Origin of the sequence: Citrobacter sp. Cpo030 (assembly GCF_030333005.1) — a bacterium.
Classification (GTDB): domain Bacteria; phylum Pseudomonadota; class Gammaproteobacteria; order Enterobacterales; family Enterobacteriaceae; genus Citrobacter; species Citrobacter portucalensis.
Window position 1 is genome coordinate 36,200 of sequence record NZ_JAOWGT010000054.1, and the last position, 17,286, is coordinate 53,485.

General features: G+C 54.3%; 15 protein-coding genes and 1 pseudogene. 6 read left to right on the forward strand and 10 right to left on the reverse strand.

Annotated elements, in window-relative coordinates; all coding sequences use genetic code 11:
* Window positions 1–562 precede the first annotated feature (562 nt).
* The 4 genes from qseE to glnB are packed head-to-tail and all read left to right on the forward strand — an operon-like array spanning window position 563 to window position 4,492.
* Window positions 563–1,993: a two component system sensor histidine kinase QseE/GlrK gene (gene qseE / locus OGY37_RS09480; protein ID WP_125112766.1), complete on the forward strand. Its 1,431-nt coding sequence runs from the start codon at window positions 563–565 to the stop codon at window positions 1,991–1,993.
* Between the two features lie 22 nt (window positions 1,994–2,015).
* Window positions 2,016–2,759 carry a two-component system QseEF-associated lipoprotein QseG gene (qseG, locus tag OGY37_RS09485; RefSeq protein ID WP_286553061.1) on the forward strand — a complete coding sequence of 248 codons (744 nt, stop codon included), beginning with the start codon at window positions 2,016–2,018 and terminating at the stop codon, window positions 2,757–2,759.
* Window positions 2,759–4,093, forward strand: a complete 1,335-nt coding sequence (gene glrR, locus OGY37_RS09490; RefSeq protein WP_353622288.1) for a two-component system response regulator GlrR — start codon at window positions 2,759–2,761, stop codon at window positions 4,091–4,093. Before qseG ends, glrR begins: the two co-directional genes overlap by 1 nt.
* A gap of 60 nt (window positions 4,094–4,153) precedes the next feature.
* The gene (glnB, locus tag OGY37_RS09495) at window positions 4,154–4,492 is read left to right on the forward strand and encodes a nitrogen regulatory protein P-II (protein WP_002914032.1); all 339 of its coding nucleotides are present in this window, start codon (window positions 4,154–4,156) and stop codon (window positions 4,490–4,492) included.
* Window positions 4,493–4,593: 101 nt separating this feature from the next.
* Here glnB and hmpA read toward each other — a convergent pair whose 3' ends face one another.
* Window positions 4,594–5,784 (reverse strand): NO-inducible flavohemoprotein, encoded by a 1,191-nt coding sequence (gene hmpA / locus OGY37_RS09500; protein WP_191222276.1) that lies wholly within the window; start codon window positions 5,782–5,784, stop codon window positions 4,594–4,596.
* Between the two features lie 326 nt (window positions 5,785–6,110).
* Here hmpA and glyA point away from each other — a divergent pair, with 326 nt between their 5' ends.
* The gene (glyA, locus tag OGY37_RS09505) at window positions 6,111–7,364 is read left to right on the forward strand and encodes a serine hydroxymethyltransferase (protein ID WP_003835277.1); all 1,254 of its coding nucleotides are present in this window, start codon (window positions 6,111–6,113) and stop codon (window positions 7,362–7,364) included.
* Between the two features lie 92 nt (window positions 7,365–7,456).
* Here glyA and hcaD read toward each other — a convergent pair whose 3' ends face one another.
* From hcaD to hcaE, 5 genes are read right to left on the reverse strand one after another with little or no spacing between them, the layout of a single operon-like run.
* Complete coding sequence (hcaD, locus tag OGY37_RS09510; RefSeq protein ID WP_286620663.1) at window positions 7,457–8,659, reverse strand: phenylpropionate dioxygenase ferredoxin reductase subunit; 1,203 nt, start codon at window positions 8,657–8,659, stop codon at window positions 7,457–7,459.
* Between the two features lie 9 nt (window positions 8,660–8,668).
* On the reverse strand, window positions 8,669–9,481 hold the full coding sequence (gene hcaB, locus OGY37_RS09515) for a 3-phenylpropionate-dihydrodiol/cinnamic acid-dihydrodiol dehydrogenase (protein WP_048215769.1): 813 nt from the start codon (window positions 9,479–9,481) through the stop codon (window positions 8,669–8,671).
* Window positions 9,478–9,798 carry a 3-phenylpropionate/cinnamic acid dioxygenase ferredoxin subunit gene (hcaC, locus tag OGY37_RS09520; RefSeq protein WP_003835270.1) on the reverse strand — a complete coding sequence of 107 codons (321 nt, stop codon included), beginning with the start codon at window positions 9,796–9,798 and terminating at the stop codon, window positions 9,478–9,480. The genes hcaB and hcaC overlap by 4 nt, the downstream gene beginning before the upstream one ends.
* Entirely contained in the window at window positions 9,798–10,316 is a 519-nt protein-coding gene (gene hcaF, locus OGY37_RS09525) for a 3-phenylpropionate/cinnamic acid dioxygenase subunit beta (RefSeq protein WP_032944241.1), read from the reverse strand. Before hcaF ends, hcaC begins: the two co-directional genes overlap by 1 nt.
* A complete protein-coding gene (hcaE, locus tag OGY37_RS09530) occupies window positions 10,313–11,674 on the reverse strand; it encodes a 3-phenylpropionate/cinnamic acid dioxygenase subunit alpha (RefSeq protein WP_063941929.1) in 1,362 nt (453 codons plus the stop codon). Before hcaE ends, hcaF begins: the two co-directional genes overlap by 4 nt.
* Window positions 11,675–11,809: 135 nt before the next feature.
* Between hcaE and hcaR the strand changes: the two genes are divergently transcribed.
* Window positions 11,810–12,691, forward strand: a complete 882-nt coding sequence (gene hcaR / locus OGY37_RS09535; protein WP_286620666.1) for a DNA-binding transcriptional regulator HcaR — start codon at window positions 11,810–11,812, stop codon at window positions 12,689–12,691.
* Window positions 12,692–12,695: 4 nt separating this feature from the next.
* Here hcaR and OGY37_RS09540 read toward each other — a convergent pair whose 3' ends face one another.
* The 4 genes and pseudogenes from OGY37_RS09540 to OGY37_RS09555 form a co-directional block, all read right to left on the reverse strand.
* Window positions 12,696–13,778, reverse strand: coding sequence for a fimbrial protein (locus tag OGY37_RS09540; protein WP_286620668.1), 1,083 nt, complete (start codon window positions 13,776–13,778; stop codon window positions 12,696–12,698).
* Window positions 13,769–16,264: a fimbria/pilus outer membrane usher protein gene (locus OGY37_RS09545; protein WP_232794629.1), complete on the reverse strand. Its 2,496-nt coding sequence runs from the start codon at window positions 16,262–16,264 to the stop codon at window positions 13,769–13,771. The genes OGY37_RS09540 and OGY37_RS09545 overlap by 10 nt, the downstream gene beginning before the upstream one ends.
* A 42-nt stretch (window positions 16,265–16,306) precedes the next feature.
* Window positions 16,307–16,519 (reverse strand): annotated as a pseudogene (locus tag OGY37_RS09550) (fimbrial biogenesis chaperone); the annotation flags it as partial.
* A gap of 14 nt (window positions 16,520–16,533) precedes the next feature.
* A protein-coding gene (locus tag OGY37_RS09555) for an IS1 family transposase (RefSeq protein ID WP_286619986.1) occupies window positions 16,534–17,231 on the reverse strand; the annotation gives its coding sequence in 2 pieces (ribosomal slippage) (window positions 16,534–16,982 and window positions 16,982–17,231; 699 coding nt in all).
* Window positions 17,232–17,286 lie beyond the last annotated feature (55 nt).

Below are 17,286 nucleotides of genomic sequence, written 5' to 3' on the forward strand. Positions count from 1 at the left end.
GGCCTACAGGGAAAATGCGGTTGTAGGCCGGATAAGGCGTTCACGCCGCCATCCGGCAATAAACTCAGCGCTTGCACCTAAAAGTAAAGTGTCGGGAAATGCCGACATGGATAGGGTTGCGGTGTCGTCAAAAAGAGACGTTTAATTATTTGATTTAATAGTGATTTGTTTTTAAGTGCTGCAAGTGTCGCTGGTTGGCGACAGAGAGAACAAAAAACAGCCAGAATTGTTATTTGTGAAAATAATAATATTTTTCATACTTATCATTGTGTTAATAAAGTGTTTTGAATATTGGCACAGATGCTGCATAATATTAACCAGTGGCTCATTCACCTTCTTATGTCAGCCCCTTCGGGACGTGCTACATAAACTTCGAATGACGCACAACAAGGTGCCTGCCGTCCAACATCTGATATTAGCATTGCTCATATCAACCTCCGGGCGAAACGTCGAGTTAGGCACCGCCTTATTCCATAACAAAGCCGGGTTAATCCCGGCTTTGTTGTATCTGGCGTTCCCCTCAGTTAGCATCAATCTATTCCTGTCCATTGAGAGTAACGCCTTGAAGCGCTGGTCAGTTTTTCCCCGATCTTTACGTCAATTGGTGACGTTGGCCTTCTTGCTTATCCTGCTGCCGTTGTTAGTTCTGGCCTGGCAGGCATGGCAAAGTCTGAATGCCCTGAGCGCGCAGGCTGCGCTGACCAACCGCACCACGCTGATTGATGCCAGACGCAGCGAGGCGATGACCAACGTCGCGCTGGAGATGGAGCGCAGCTATCGGCAATACTGCGTGCTTGATGACCCAACATTGGCCAGGGTCTACCAAAGCCAGCGTAAACGCTACAGCGACATGCTGGATGCGCATGCGGGGGTGTTGCCGGATACCAAGCTCTACCAGGCGTTGCGTCAGGATCTTAACGATCTCGCGCAGTTGCAGTGTAAAAACAGTGGTCCTGACAGTGTGTCGGCTGCACGACTGGAAGCATTCGCCAATGCCAATACCGAGATGGTGCAAGCGACGCGTACCGTGATCTTTTCTCGTGGGCAGCAGTTACAGCAGGAAATAGCCGAACGTGGGCAGTTTTTTGGCTGGCAGGCACTGGTGCTGTTTCTCGTCAGCCTGGCGATGGTCTTGCTGTTTACCCGCATGATTATCGGTCCGGTGAAGGGCATTGAACGGATGATCAACTGTCTGGGAGAAGGGCGCTCGCTGGGGGATAGCGTATTATTTACCGGGCCACGGGAATTGAGATCCGTGGGGCAGCGTATCATCTGGTTAAGCGAACGCCTCTCCTGGCTTGAGTCGCAACGGCATCAGTTTTTACGCCATCTTTCCCATGAGCTGAAAACACCGCTGGCGAGCATGCGCGAAGGTACCGAATTGTTGGCCGATCAGGTGGTTGGCCCGTTAACAGCGGAGCAAAAAGAGGTGGTCGGTATTCTGGATGACAGCAGCCGCAACCTGCAAAAGCTGATTGAACAACTCCTTGATTACAACCGCAAGCTGGCTGATGACGAGGTGGAACTTGAAAGTGTGGAAATCACGCCGCTGGTGGAAAGCGTTGTTTCTGCGCATAGCCTGCCCGCTCGCGCCAAAATGATACATACTGATGTTGCGCTTGCGGTGAACACCTGCCTGGCAGAACCGATGCTGTTGATGAGCGTGCTGGACAATCTTTATTCCAATGCGGTGCACTATGGTGCTGAATCCGGTAACATTTGGATCCGCAGCAGTTTGCATGGCTCAACGGTATACATCGATGTAATGAATACCGGCACACCGATCCCAGAAGCAGAACAGACCATGATCTTCGAGCCTTTTTTCCAGGGTAGCCATCAGCGAAAAGGGGCGGTAAAAGGAAGCGGGTTGGGGCTAAGCATTGCCAGAGATTGCATTCGCCGTATGCGGGGCAAACTGTATCTGGTTGATGACCATGCGCAAAACGTTTGTTTTCGCATAGAACTGCCGCTAGCTGCTGCGAAAAATCACTAAAATAAACCTAAGTCTGGTGAGTATGCCATACGTTGTTGTCCGAATGCTTAAACGACATTTTCTTCGTCGCGTCATCCTCGCAAGCCTGCCGTGCCTGGCGCTGGTTGGTTGCGTTCCGAACGCGGTGAATCATATTATCGGCGATCCTTCGCAGGAGAAAATTCCGCCTAATCAACTGGCAGACTACCTTGCAACCGACTGTACGGATATCTGGTCGCTGTCTGGCCAGTCCACAGAAACCAATCCGTTGTACTGGCTGAGGGCGATGGATTGTGCCAATCGCCTGATGCCGGTGCAGGCGCGTAGTGAAGCCAGCACCCTGATGACAGATACCTGGCAGGGCGCTTTCAGGCGTGGGATCCTGCTCGAGAACGCCAACATTACGCCGCCTGAAAGGCGGGAGGCTGTTACGCGCCTCGATGCGTTAAGCCCGCAAATTCCGCCGCAGGTACGCCCGCTGTATCAGGTCTGGCGCAGCAGCCAAACGTTGCAGTTGCAGCTTGCCGAAGAGCGTATGCGCTACAGTAAACTCCAGCAGGCGTCCGACAGCGATCTCGATACGCTGCGCCAACAGCAGCAGCATTTGCAGTCCCAGCTCGATCTCACGACCCGCAAGCTGGAGAATCTGACCGATATTGAGCGCCAGCTTTCCACGCGCAAACCTGGCGGTAACTACAATCCTGATGCGCTGCACGGGAACGATAAACTCACTACGCCTGATAACGAAGAAGGCGCAGCGCCGTCTGCCGATGAGGTTACGCCATGATAAGCCGTAAGCCCGCGCATCTGCTGCTGGTGGATGACGATCCGGGACTGTTGAAATTACTTGGAATGCGACTGACCAGCGAAGGCTACAGCGTCGTGACCGCGGAAAGTGGGCAGGAAGGGTTACGGGTGCTGAACCGTGAAAAAGTGGATCTGGTTATTAGCGATCTGCGCATGGATGAAATGGACGGCATGCAGCTGTTTACTGAAATCCAGAAAGTACAGCCTGGGATGCCGGTGATTATCCTGACCGCTCACGGCTCCATCCCGGACGCTGTTGCGGCGACCCAGCAAGGGGTGTTCAGTTTCCTCACTAAACCAGTCGACAAGGACGCGTTGTATCACGCGATCGACGGGGCGCTGGAACAGTCTGCGCCCGCCGCCGATGACAGCTGGCGCGAATCTATCGTTACCCGCAGCCCGCTGATGCTACGCCTGCTGGAACAGGCGCGGATGGTGGCGCAATCGGACGTTAGTGTCTTGATCAACGGCCAAAGCGGAACCGGGAAAGAAGTTTTCGCTCAGGCTATTCACAACGCCAGCCCGCGCAGCCAAAAACCTTTCATTGCCATTAACTGCGGCGCGTTGCCGGAACAACTGCTGGAATCAGAACTGTTTGGTCATGCGCGCGGTGCTTTTACCGGTGCGGTGAGCAATCGTGAAGGGCTGTTTCAGGCCGCGGAAGGCGGCACGCTGTTTCTCGATGAGATTGGCGATATGCCTGCGCCGTTACAGGTGAAACTGCTGCGCGTATTGCAGGAACGAAAAGTCAGACCGTTAGGCAGTAACCGCGATATCGACATTGATGTGCGGATCGTTTCTGCGACCCACCGCGATTTACCCAAAGCGATGGCTCGGGGCGAATTTCGCGAGGATTTGTACTATCGCCTCAACGTGGTGAGCCTGAAGATCCCTGCGCTGGCCGAGCGTACGGAAGATATTCCGCTGCTGGCGAACCATCTGCTGCGCCAGTCTGCTGAACGGCACAAACCGTTCGTACGCGCCTTTTCAACCGATGCCATGAAGCGGTTAATGACCGCCAGTTGGCCGGGCAACGTGCGTCAGCTGGTCAACGTAATTGAGCAGTGTGTGGCGTTGACCTCTTCGCCAGTGATCAGCGACGCGCTGGTGGAGCAGGCGCTGGAAGGGGAAAACACCGCGCTGCCGACCTTTGTTGAGGCGCGTAACCAGTTTGAACTCAACTATCTGCGTAAGCTGCTGCAAATCACCAAGGGCAATGTGACCCACGCGGCAAGAATGGCGGGGCGCAACCGCACCGAATTCTATAAATTGCTTTCTCGACACGAGCTGGATGCAAACGATTTCAAAGAATAAATCTGCGGATTATGTTAGCTTTATTTGATCAAAAGACAGGCGACCTTTTCAAGGAATAGCATGAAAAAGATTGATGCGATTATTAAACCCTTCAAGCTGGACGATGTCCGCGAAGCGCTGGCAGAAGTCGGCATTACCGGGATGACGGTAACGGAAGTGAAAGGCTTTGGCCGTCAGAAAGGCCATACCGAGCTGTACCGTGGCGCGGAATATATGGTGGATTTTCTGCCGAAGGTAAAAATTGAAATTGTGGTTACCGACGACATCGTCGATACCTGCGTCGACACCATTATCCGTACTGCCCAGACCGGCAAGATTGGCGACGGTAAGATTTTTGTCTTCGACGTGGCACGCGTTATTCGTATTCGTACCGGTGAAGAAGACGACGCGGCAATCTAAGCCGCGCCGTTAATTTGTTGGCCTGATAAGCGTAGCGCATCAGGCAGAGTGATTGCCGGATGGCGGCGTAAGCGCCTTATCCGGCCTACTCGCGTAATACATTACAAGACTTTATGCGGGCCGAAGCATTCGTAATGAATGTTCTCGTTTTTCACGCCCAGGCCGACCAGCTGCTTCGCGGCGAACTGCATGAAACCAACCGGACCGCACAGATAAAACTGCATCGCCGGATCGCTGATTGCGCCTTCCAGTTTGTTCAAATCCATCAGACCTACGCTATCAAACGCACCTTTCGCACGATCGGCTTCGGTTGGCTCACGATACCAGGTGTGTGCGCTAAAGCGTGGCAGCGTTTTGCCGAGTTCATTGACTTCATCAGCGAAGGCATGCACGTCACCATTTTCTGCCGCGTGGAACCAGTTAACCTGCGCCGTATGCTTCGCTTTCGCCAACGTATCCAGCATTGCCAGCATTGGGGTTTGTCCCACGCCTGCGGAGATCAGAGATACCGGGGTGTCGGTCGCAACGTCCATAAAGAAATCGCCCGCAGGAGCGGCCAGGTGAACAACGTCGCCAACATTGGCATGGTTGTGCAGCCAGGTTGAAACCTGACCACCGTCTTCACGCTTAACCGCAATACGGTAGCCTTTGCCATCGGGTTTACGGGTCAGTGAGTACTGACGAATTTCCTGATGCGGGAAACCTTCTGGCTTCAGCCAGACGCCCAGGTATTGCCCCGGATGATATTCAGCCACTGCGCCACCATCGACAGGTTCAAACTCAAAGCTGGTGATAAGTGCGCTGCGTGGAGTTTTTGCCACGATGCGGAAAGGACGGGTACCTTCCCAGCCGCCATTTTTATTGGCATTTTCGCTGTAGATTTGCGCTTCACGGTTGATGAAAACGTTCGCCAGCACGCCGTACGCTTTGCCCCAAGCATCCAGAACTTCCTGGCCTGGGCTGAACATTTCGTCCAGCGTTGCCAGCAAATGGCCACCTACGATGTTGTACTGCTCGGGTTTAATCTGGAAGCTGGTATGCTTCTGCGCGATTTTCTCAACAGCCGGCAACAATGCCGCCAGATTTTCGATATTGCTGGCATACGCGGCAATAGCATTAAACAGCGCTTCACGCTGATCGCCATTACGCTGATTACTCATGTTGAAGATTTCTTTCAGCTCTGGGTTATGCGTAAACATGCGATCGTAGAAATGAGCGGTTAGCTTCGGGCCTGTTTCAACCAGCAGGGGGATGGTGGCTTTCACTGTAGCGATGGTTTGTGCGTCAAGCATACGGTCTTCCTTTATCTGAGACTTTAATGATGTATGTCAAATACATCTTATAAAAAATACCCCTGCATTGTAAATGGTTCTTTGTAACTTTGCGTTGTAAAGGTTACATCGTGAAAAATCTGCATCACAAACCTGAAAAGAAATCCGTTGAAATTCAGCAGACCTTTGTTCTCCAAAGCCTTGCGTGCCGTGAAGGTAATCGTTTGCGTAAAATCCTTTGTCAAGACCTGTTATCGAAGAATGATTCGGTTATACTGTTCGCCGTCGTCCAACGGGACTGCCTTTTTAGGCCGAAATTCTATTGTTAGCTGAGTCAGGAGATGCGGATGTTAAAGCGTGAAATGAACATTGCCGATTATGATGCCGAACTGTGGCAGGCTATGGAGCAGGAAAAAGTACGTCAGGAAGAGCACATCGAACTGATCGCCTCCGAAAACTACACCAGCCCGCGTGTTATGCAGGCGCAGGGTTCTCAGCTGACCAACAAATACGCTGAAGGTTATCCGGGCAAGCGCTACTACGGCGGTTGCGAGTACGTTGATATCGTTGAGCAACTGGCTATCGATCGTGCAAAAGAGCTGTTTGGCGCTGACTACGCTAACGTCCAGCCGCACTCTGGTTCTCAGGCTAACTTCGCTGTTTACACCGCTCTGCTGCAACCGGGCGATACCGTTCTGGGTATGAACCTGGCACAAGGCGGCCACCTGACTCACGGCTCCCCGGTTAACTTCTCCGGCAAACTGTACAACATCATCCCTTACGGTATTGATGAGTCCGGCAAAATTGACTATGAAGACATGGCTAAGCAGGCAAAAGAGCACAAACCGAAGATGATCATCGGCGGCTTCTCTGCTTACTCCGGCGTTGTTGACTGGGCAAAAATGCGTGAAATCGCTGACAGCATCGGCGCATACCTGTTCGTCGATATGGCGCACGTTGCGGGTCTGATTGCTGCAGGCGTTTATCCGAACCCGGTTCCACACGCACACGTTGTGACCACCACCACCCACAAAACCCTGGCAGGTCCACGCGGTGGCCTGATCCTGGCGAAAGGCGGTGACGAAGAGCTGTACAAAAAACTGAACTCCGCAGTGTTCCCAAGCGCGCAGGGTGGCCCGCTGATGCACGTGATCGCGGCGAAAGCTGTGGCGCTGAAAGAAGCGATGGAGCCTGAGTTCAAGGTTTACCAGCAGCAGGTTGCCAAAAACGCCAAAGCGATGGTGGAAGTGTTCCTGAACCGTGGCTACAAAGTGGTTTCTGGCGGTACTGAAAACCACCTGTTCCTGCTGGATCTGGTTGATAAAAACCTGACCGGTAAAGAAGCTGACGCCGCGCTGGGCCGTGCTAACATCACCGTTAACAAAAACAGCGTACCGAACGATCCGAAGAGCCCGTTTGTGACTTCCGGTATCCGTATTGGTTCTCCGGCTGTGACTCGCCGTGGCTTTAAAGAAGCGGAAGTGAAAGAACTGGCTGGCTGGATGTGTGACGTTCTGGACAACATCAATGACGAAGCTGTTATCGAGCGCGTCAAAGGTAAAGTGCTGGATATCTGTGCACGCTTCCCGGTTTACGCGTAAGTAATACGAATTGCCAGATGGTGGTGTAAACACCTTATCCGGCCTACAGGTCACTCACATGTAGGCCGAATAAACGAAGTGCCCTCCGGCAGTTATATTGACTTCAGCAAGATTGTTTCATCGATTAAAGCCGCCACTGGCGGCTTTTTCTTTGCCTGAATCCATTTTCTCAATAAACGTATTTCTCGGCCCTGGTTCAACGTTACTGCCCCGACAATCACGTCATCCTGCAGGTTAAACCATATTGCTTTCTGCGTATCTGAATCGCTGCGAACGAGCCAGCTGTCTCCCTGCATTTCGCCAATGAACTGCAAATTATCGCGGTATTGGTCGGTCCAGAACCAACCTGGCGTTGTCTCTGGTAATGGCAGGTGGAGCATTGCGGCGGCGGCAGTCTGTGCCTGAAAGTTGGCATTTTCCCAGCTTTCCACGCGTACTAACGAACCGTCGGGTTTGCGCGTTATCGCTACGTCACCGGCGGCGAAAATCGCGGGATCGGAGGTGGTGCAGGCGGTATCAATGATAATGCCGTTCGCCGTTTCCAGCCCCGCTTCGCGGGCCAGCATATCGTTCGCCACAATACCGACGCCATAGATCACCGCATCAGCGGTGAGAGTTTCACCGTTTTGCAACGTGAGCGAGAGACACTCTCCCGCTTCGGCATGCTCAATAGCGCTGTTAAGCAGTACCCGCACGCCCGCAAGTTGGTGGCGGGCTAGCAGGTAGTCGCGCACCGGAGCAGGCGCGTTGCGGCCCATGACCGTTGGCGCCAGCTCTACCACCGTCACCTGACAGCCGCGTTGAGTCGCGCTGGCCGCCAGTTCCAGACCAATGGTGCCCGCACCGACAATGACAATCGACTTGCCCGGCAATAAATTGTCGCGCAGGCGCTCGGCATCGCCCGCGTGGCGCAGGGTGAAGCAACGATCGCCCAGCTTATCCAGTTGCGGAAGGGGGCGTGCCGCAGCGCCCGTCGCAATCAGTAGCCGATCCCATGGATAACTCTGCCCATTAGCCAGCACCAACTGATGCGTTTGGCGGCCGAGCGTCCGCACAGTAACCCCCAGATGCAGCAGTACGTTGTGTTCCCGCCACCAGTCAGCGGGGAGTATCGGCTGAAGTTGCGGATTGTCGTCCAGTAGCATCGCTTTGGAGAGCGGTGGGCGTTCATAGGGCAGATGTTGCTCATCGGAAAACAGGTGTAATTCGCCGTCAAATCCTTGTTGGCGCAGTGCAGCGGCAGCCATAGCTGCCGACTGACCGCCGCCGACGATAGCGATAGTTTTTGGGTTCATAACGCCTCCTCAGAGATCCAGTCCGGCGGCGACGTGACGAATACCGCGAATACCCAGACCGGCGTCGGCATTGATCATCACGCCGCTCAATGTGCGGTTGTTACGCTTTGACGCCAGCATCACATACGGGCCGGTAAAATCCGCCGGCTCCGGGAAAAACTGTAGTGGCAAAATAGCGGCGATTTTTTCCGGCGTAAGCGACTGCATAATCGATGTATCGTTTTGTCCCAGCGCCTGCGGGCCGCGTAGATCTGTCGCCATACCGCATGGACCGACACCGTTAACACGAACCTTTGGTGCCAGCTCGTATGCCAGCTGGCGAATCAGCCCGGTAGCCGCATGTTTGCTGGCGGTATACAGCGGGCCGCCGCCGCCGGGATACCACGACGCATTGGACAGGGTAAAGATGATGCTGCCTTCGCTGGCGATAAGTGCAGGGGCACAGGCTTTTGCGCCCAGCAGATAGCCCAGCACGTTGACGTTAAACAGCTCATGAAAGCCGCTCTCCAGCGCATCCGCAGGCGTATTGACCAACGAGGCGTTGTGATCCCATATCCCCGCATTTCCGATAAAACAGTCCAGCGTACCGTAATGCGTCAGGATTTGATCTACCGCGCGCTGATAGTCGGCGTAGCAGGTGACGTTGCCTTCGATTGCCAGCACATGTTCGCCAAAGCGCTGACGCAGGCTGGCAACTTTAGCTGGCGACAGCTCCAGCGTGGCGACCCGCGCACCTTCCTCGATGAAACGCTCGACCAGCGCCAGGCCAAGACCGGAGCCGCCGCCGGTGATAAAGACCACGTTATCGCGTAAATCGCTCATCTTGCGTCCTCTGGAATATCAACAAACACATCGCTACCGTCCACATATACTGCGTAGGTGGTTAGCGGATCGGTGGCGGGTAGACACAACGCCTTGCCGGTTCTCAGGCAAAAACTGGCGGCATGCAGCGGGCATTCCACCGTAGCGTCGTCTTCCAGATAGCCTTCCGACATCGAGGCGTTACCGTGGCTACAGCGATCGTTAATGGCATAGAACTCGCCGCCAACGTTGAACAGCGCGATGACGGGCGAAGTATCAAGCCGGAGCGCTTCACCCTCCGGCAAATCCCCTACGGGGCAGGCATAAACACGACTCATCAGAACAGTACACTCAGGTTATGGGAGGTGATCACCGCTTGATCCAGCACGATCTCACGCTCCAGTAAGCGCCACTCATCGCCCGGCAAACGGCGCACTTTGTCTATGCGCATGCCGACGTAAAAGGTTTCATCGCGCTCTTTTTGCGCGCGATACAGCAGATAATTAAGGCGCACGGCAAAGACGTCGGGAACTCCAGTTTCACTGACCTGGCAGTTGCTGATCAGGTGCCGGGTACGCGACGGTGGCTCTTCCGCCCAGGCCATGCCGGTTTCCAGGCGCGCGATACGACGTTCGAGCTGGTCTTTGTTGTCGTTGAAAATCCAGGTGGTCGGCGGCTGCACGCCTTTGCGACGATCGCGCGTCTGGGCATTGACCGTCGTACGCATGGTGTAGCGAATGTCTTCATCCAGTTGTGCCAGCCAGTCACGAAACTTCCAGTCATCCAGCAGGCTGGCTTCATGGTAGAGAAACTGTGTAATGCGATGGTGTAGTTCCTGAGAAACTAAGGTGCTCATTTCATCACCTCCTGCTGGTAAGCTGCGGTTTTCTCCTGCACTTCCTGCCAGCTTTCGCTGCTGAGCAAATCGGCCCAGCGCTGATACATGCCGCGCGCGGCGGTTTCCGAAAAGATGTAGTTGGTGATCCCCGGAATGCCGTCTTCACGACGTTTCTCCTGGCCAAGCCCCATTTCCAGACACAACCTGGTGTTGCGTGCGCGATGACCCTTCAACAGTTTTTGTATTTCACACCAGTTTTCCGAGTCGTCCTGCTCCAGGAATCCGGCGGGGCCAAAAGCCCGCGTTGCGCTGTTTTCAAACGCGGCTTTCACTTCATCAGAGGCGGCTTTATCGGTAATACAGAATGCCCACACTTCAACTTGATCCGGCCCGCGCGGATGCCAGACCCTTAAGGTGGCAGTACCGTTGAGCCAGGAAAGCGTTGGGAAAATGTTGTTGTGACCGGCCAGACGCAGGGCGCGAACTTTACCCAGACGCTGCTCGGCTTCCGCGTAGGTGTCACGGTAGTAGCTGGAGACTTCGCCGTCGACCCAGACATTGGCATCAGGATTTTCGGTAAAGAAAAATCCGCTACCGTGCCCATCCTGACCGAACTGTAGTGCGTCTTTGGCGGTTTCCCACACCGGGCGGGCGGTTTGTCCGTCTCCCAGGCGTTTATCGCTGCCGTCGTCTTTTGCCCCCAGCACCTGCACGGCCGAGGCATGGCTGAACAGCGCGTGATACTGGTCGCTGGCAAACTGTTCGGCGGGGAATTTCCAGTTACAATCGATGGTCCACTTTTGTACGCCACCGACGATTTCGGTGCCGCCTTCACGACGATCCAGCACACCGTCGAGATACCAGGCGATGTCGCCGAGATAATCGCGCAGTGCAGGCGCGGAGGTATCCCAGTTGCCGAAAATCAGTCCCTTGTAGCTCTCTACGCCAGGAACTTCGTTCAGCCCCCAGTGCGATTTGCACAGCCCTTGCGGGTAGGCGCGCGGTTCCAGCGGGACGTCGATCAGCTCGCCGTTAATGCCGTACGACCAGCCGTGATACGGGCAGGTGAAGGCGCGGGTATTACCGCAGTCGGCGTAGCTGACGCGCATTGCGCGGTGGCGACACTGGTTGAGAAACGCTTTGATGCTGCCGTCTTTCTGGCGAACCACCACAACTGCATCCTCGCCCATGTAGGTGTTAAAAAAATCACCGGGTTTGGGGATTTGGCTTTCGTGGGCGAGAAATAACCAGCAGCGTCCGAAGATGCGTTCCAGCTCCAGTTGGTAAATTTCAGGGTCGGTATAAATTCGTGGGGTTACGCGACCGTTTTGCGTATCGATCAGTTGGTAGATGTCTAAATTTGAGGGTGTGGTCATATTTTTTAATCCTGAAAGCTAAGATGTATTGACCTTCTTTTTTTGTACCTTAAGGATGTTGCTAGTTAGTTATCAATCTGTGAAATAGTAAATTTCTACCAGTTGAGACATTTTTTCGATAACAAGGAGAAGGGCATGGAACTGAGGCACTTACGCTATTTCGTAGCGGTGGCGCAGGCGCTGAATTTCACCCGAGCAGCAGAAAAGCTGCATACCTCTCAGCCGTCGTTAAGCAGCCAGATCCGCGATCTGGAAACTTGCGTGGGCGTTCCGTTGCTGGTGCGGGATAAACGAAAAGTTGCGCTGACGGCGGCGGGTGAGTGCTTTTTACAAGATGCGCTGGCGATCCTCGAACAGGCGGAAAACGCCAAAGTTCGTGCCCGTAAAACGGTGCAGGAAGATAATCATTTCGCCATCGGTTTTGTCCCTTCCGCAGAGGTAAATCTGCTGCCGAAGGTGTTACCTCTGTTTCGTTTAAAACAACCGGATACGCACATTGAGCTGGTGAGTCTGATCACCACCGAGCAGGAAGATAAAATCCTCAGCGGAGAGCTCGATGTGGGCTTAATGCGCCACCCGGTTTATAGCCCGGATCTCGATTATCTGGAGCTGATTCATGAGCCGTTGGTAGTGGTTTTACCGGTGAATCATCCGTTAGCTAATGAGCAAGCAATCTCCGCAGAACAACTACACGGCGTGAATTTTGTCAGTACCGATCCGGCCTACTCCGGCGCGTTAGCGATGATTGTCAAAAACTGGTTTCAGCAACAAAAAAGCCAGCCCAACATTGTGCAGGTGGCAACCAACATTCTGGTGACCATGAACCTGGTCGGCATGGGGCTGGGGGTGACTTTGATACCCGGTTATATGAATAATTTTAATACCGGACAGGTGGTTTTCCGTCCTATTGTTGGCGATGTTCCGACCATTGCGCTGTTGATGGCGTGGAAAAAAGGCGAGCTAAAGCCCGCCCTGCAGCATTTTATCGAACTGGCTCAGCGCCAGCCGATGTTGTGAGCCATTATTTCACGAGAACGGTGATGGTTGCGGTACCGCTAAATTTCCCCGGCGCGGGCGTGCCGCCGAGCATATTAATCGGCCAGGCTTCCAGGTTGATTACTCCCTTGCCGGAAGGATCGATATTGATCAATCCATTTGTGAACGGGACATTGACATGGGTCCCGTCGATACGGGCCATTCTCACACCGATGTCCGGGACGTTATTGGCTTCCTGGCGGCGGGCGACTAACGTGTACTGCTCAATCACATCATCAGCATCAATCCTCATTTCCATGCTATTTTTGATGGTTGAGGTATCACCGCAGTCATAGTGAATGTCAAAATTGACCGGTGTATAGCCGTCCGGCATCTGGTCCTTGGTGGTGAAACGGTTGGCGTTGATAAAACCGAGATCGACCTGAATCACGTCGCCCTGGTTGATTTTACAATCCTGGGGCACGGTGATGCTCCCCTGGATGCGCAGTTCGGCGATATCTTCCATGCTGCTCACCGATGGTGGGGTGGCCGAACTGGTCCATCCGGCCTGTACTGAGGCGACCAGGGTGTCTGGAATTACCAGTTCCCCCAGGAAGGGTTTGGTGACGTACAGCGTAAAACGGGTGCTCGCGCCAATGTTTACCGGCGCGGCGCGGATCTCCGCTGGGTCAGCCGTGCACACGCTACCTTTGCTGCTGCTGGGGCTGTAAGAGCCACTTTCCTGGATAGGTTTAGTGTTCTGCGGCGTGACCGCCGTCTTCCCGGGAATGTCATCAACTTCAGTTTTAATATCCAGATTATCATTCAACTGGTAAAAGCCGCTGAGTTTACCGTTTTTAGATAGCGCGCTGGTGACCGTATAGTACAACGCCACTTTGCTACCCGCGCTACAGCTGCAATCGATTTGATAAGCATTGCCTGAGAGCGGCGTTGGCAGTTCCAGCGAGGTTCCCGCAACGTTCTGTGCTTGCGTCCAGTCGCTGGCTATATTGACGTTAAAGCTTCCCGTCGCGGAGCAGGCCCCGTTCACCGCGTAGACCGGGGTGATAGGTAGCGCCAGTAGCACGGCGGTAATCCCATTTTTCATCCACAGACTCTTTATTGACATAGCGCGTTCCCATTTTGTATTGCGGTGTTGCGAGCAGAATCTTCCGGCAGGCTGAAGGTAAACTGGCACTGTTGATCTGGCTGATTACCCCAGCGTACGGACCAGATCTGCGGCTGGCTGTTTACACCAGTGATATACAGCACGCCACCTTCATCGACGATGCTCTGCTGCGTCTGACTGCTGGCGATGGCGCCGAAGGGCAGTGCTTTTCCGCGCGCATCGGTGAGTTTCAGCAGTACGCGGTAGCCGGTCCGGGCAATAAAGTGTGCCGTTACGGCGGCACCGCGATTAGGCACTACGGTGCGTACCGTTTCGGTGACGTCGACGTTATCCGGCATCATTGTGGTATCGAGAGAGATGGCGTTTTCCTGATACGCGGTCAGATAGGGGATCACGGCATAGCCAAAATAGTCGGTGGCGATGCCGGGGTAATTTTTCACCCGGATCCCTGCCGCGCCGTTGGCGTCAATCAGCGCAAAGGCATTGCCCAGCGACTGCGACAGGGTCACGCCGTGACGATGGGCGACAATACCACCAGAGAGACCGTAGCTCAGTTGGCGGTTATCGCTGCTGTAGTCGTAACCGGCATTCACGGTGCCGTAGGCAGAACGGTAGCTGCCGTACAGACTGCTGCTGCCCGGATCGCCGCCTTCGCTTTGCCGTTGTTTCAGGTTATAAGTCAGCCGACGGTCTTCCAGCAGCGAGCCATTGATGCCCACTTCGTGCTGAGTAGCGCGATCGCGCTGGTCAGTGGTGCGCCAGGTTGCCTGCGCATGCGACAGCCAGCGATCCAACGGTACGCTCAGGCTGAGCGACAGCGTACGGTCGTTGTCGCTGTCATGTGAGTCGGTAAACTGGCCGCTGAGGTTATAGCTCACGCCCCACAGATTGCCGTTCAGGCCAATGGACAGGTTTTTATCCTGCTGCTCGCGATCCCAGTACTCCTGCTGCGAGCCAGAGGCGTAGAAACTGATACCAGAAAACAACGTCTGGCTGACAGTGAACTGAGCTTCATTGCGCAGGTGATCGCCGCCGTTGATACCCTTCTGGTTGGCGTCGGAGAAGTTGAAATAACCGCTGCTGGTGTAGCGGTAGTAGCTTAGCGACACGCTGGTGCCGCTTTCCGGTAGGTCTTTGATGTACTGGGTGCGCCAGCTGTAGCCATGATAGCTTTCATCGTTATCAAGCTGAGTGTCCGCGCGGCTGACGTCCATCGATACTGCTCCCAGAACGCCAAGCGTAGAGCCGAGGCCCAGCGCCAGCGCTCGGTAGTCCTGCGAGGCGTTCAGGCCGCCGTAAAGCGTGAACGCGTTGTTCAGACCATAGCTGGCGGTGCTTTCAAGGAACTCCGGCTCGTGGCTGTCCTGCGAGCTGGCAGCGCGAAAGCGCCCCGCGGTGACGCTGTATTTTAGATAACCCGGTCTTTGCATCTGCGGCAGCGCGGAGAACGGCTGGACGAAATGACGTATGCTGCCGTCGGCTTCTTCGATAGTGACGTCTAAGTCGCCGCTGAACGCCGAAGGGTAGAGATCGTTGATTTCAAAAGCCCCCGCCGGAACGTTGCTTTGATACAGGATGTAGCCGTTTTGCCGTACCGTAACGATAGCGCTGGAGTTGGCGATGCCGCGAATGGTCGGCGCAAAACCGCGCTGGCTGTTGGGTAGCATGGTTTCATCAGAGTACAGCCGCACGCCGGTAAACTGATAGCTGGAGAACACCGTGCCTTCGGTGGCGCTCTCGCCTATCACCAGCTGCGATTTCAGGCTTTTGATATCCCGTTGTAGCCAGCTATTAATGCTATCCCAACGCGTGTCATTATCGCTGTGCGCCCAGGTCGAGTAATTGCGTAGTCGCCAGGGGCCGATGTTGGCGCCATTTTGCATATTCAGATACTGGCGCCGATCGCTGTCGTTGTCGTACTGGTTTTGCGAACCGCTAAAGTTGTAGTTGGTGAACAAAACCGGCATCCCGTCGTCCCAACGAGCAGGATCTACATAGCCGCGGGCGTCACGGTAAAGGGCAATCTGCGGCACGCTGAGATTCAGTCGGCTGTGGTTGATATCAAACTGTGAGATGCTGCCGGGAATCGCCTGCGTCAGGTCGGCAACCGTCGTGGCGTTGTCCTGCTCCGCCAACTGTGGATAGTTGTCGATTTTAAAGCCCAGTTCACGCAATTGCCCGAGGGTGAACTGAGGAATCAACTGGTGTTCTTTACCTGCAACGAACGGCAGCTTACGCTGGCCGGTTTTCTTGTTGTTAATATAAATATCAACAATATATTCGCCGGGAAGCTGGGCGTTATTCTGCGAAAATACCGCCAGATCCACCGCCTGTTGGCCGCTTTTCTCCGTTTCCAGAAGGGTTGGGTCAAAGTAGAAGTCACCGGCCCAGGCATGGCCGGAGGCCAGGCATCCGCTGGCGATTGCGCAGTGCAACCAGAAGGCAAGTGGCTTCACGGTTGATAAATTCGGCGTTCTTTGCGTCATATCGCTTGTCATTCCCTGAGAGCTATCATCGTGAGGCGCGGCTTATTGCAGCGTCTGGGTTTCTGTTTTGGTGGTACCGCCATAGTCGTTGATCGCGGCCCACTGCACCGTTTTCCCTGCGGCGGCGGGGACCGCCAGCCGTTTATGCTCGCCGGGAGCGATGTAATCGATTTTATTCGTGAGATCGGTTTTCCCTAGCGCAAGACCGGCGAATACGACGTGATAAGCCGATGGGTTATATATATCTAACTCATGGTAATGACTCCAATTTACTGATAGTGTTTTATGTTCAGATAGTGCCCGATGACTTTGTCATGCAGCTCCACCGATTTGGAGAACGACAGGGACTTCCTGCCCAGCCTTGCCAGATGCTGTCTCAGATTCAGGTTGTGTCGCTCAATTCGCTGCGTGTAACGCTTACTGATGACGTGCAGTTTTCCCTTCAGACGTGACTCATACATCGGCCAGCCGTCCGTCATCCATATCACCACGTCAAAAACTGACAGCAGGCTCAGAAGACGCTCCAGTGTGGCCATAGTGCGTTCACCGAAAACGTGGGCTACCACCGCCCTGCGTATCCTGTCATACGCGTAAAACAGCCAGCGCTGACGTAATTTTGCACCGACGTAGCCCCATTGCTCGTCCATCTCCGCACAGACAATGACATCACTGCCCGGCTGTATCCGGGAGGTTACTGACTGCGGCCTGAGTTTTTTAAATGGCGCAAAATGGTGTTGAGGCCCACGCCCATTAGTCGTGCGGTGGCACGGCAACCGACGCCGTTCATAGCCATATCAATGATTTTCTGGTGTGTACCGGGCTGAGAAGCGGCATAAGTGAAGGTGAGCTGCCATGTTTTACGGCAGTGAGAGCAGAGATAACGTTGATGCCCGGCAGTACTTTTGCCATTACGCATCACGCCTTCAGTAGCGGAACAGGAGGGACAGCAGACGGAGACTGAAGCCACGGGAGCACCTCAAAAACACCATTATACACTAAATCAGCAAGTTGGCAGCATTGCC

What these genes read in the sequence shown, in the direction of transcription:
- hcaR (WP_286620666.1), top strand. Translation starts at nt 11,810, where the DNA reads ATGGAACTGAGGCACTTACGCTATTTCGTAGCGGTGGCGCAGGCGCTG.
- hcaC (WP_003835270.1), bottom strand. Translation starts at nt 9,798, where the DNA reads ATGAGTCGTGTTTATGCCTGCCCCGTAGGGGATTTGCCGGAGGGTGAA.
- glnB (WP_002914032.1), top strand. Translation starts at nt 4,154, where the DNA reads ATGAAAAAGATTGATGCGATTATTAAACCCTTCAAGCTGGACGATGTC.
- hcaE (WP_063941929.1), bottom strand. Translation starts at nt 11,674, where the DNA reads ATGACCACACCCTCAAATTTAGACATCTACCAACTGATCGATACGCAA.
- hcaD (WP_286620663.1), bottom strand. Translation starts at nt 8,659, where the DNA reads ATGAACCCAAAAACTATCGCTATCGTCGGCGGCGGTCAGTCGGCAGCT.
- OGY37_RS09540 (WP_286620668.1), bottom strand. Translation starts at nt 13,778, where the DNA reads ATGTCAATAAAGAGTCTGTGGATGAAAAATGGGATTACCGCCGTGCTA.
- hcaB (WP_048215769.1), bottom strand. Translation starts at nt 9,481, where the DNA reads ATGAGCGATTTACGCGATAACGTGGTCTTTATCACCGGCGGCGGCTCC.
- OGY37_RS09545 (WP_232794629.1), bottom strand. Translation starts at nt 16,264, where the DNA reads ATGACGCAAAGAACGCCGAATTTATCAACCGTGAAGCCACTTGCCTTC.
- hcaF (WP_032944241.1), bottom strand. Translation starts at nt 10,316, where the DNA reads ATGAGCACCTTAGTTTCTCAGGAACTACACCATCGCATTACACAGTTT.
- glyA (WP_003835277.1), top strand. Translation starts at nt 6,111, where the DNA reads ATGTTAAAGCGTGAAATGAACATTGCCGATTATGATGCCGAACTGTGG.
- qseG (WP_286553061.1), top strand. Translation starts at nt 2,016, where the DNA reads ATGCCATACGTTGTTGTCCGAATGCTTAAACGACATTTTCTTCGTCGC.
- hmpA (WP_191222276.1), bottom strand. Translation starts at nt 5,784, where the DNA reads ATGCTTGACGCACAAACCATCGCTACAGTGAAAGCCACCATCCCCCTG.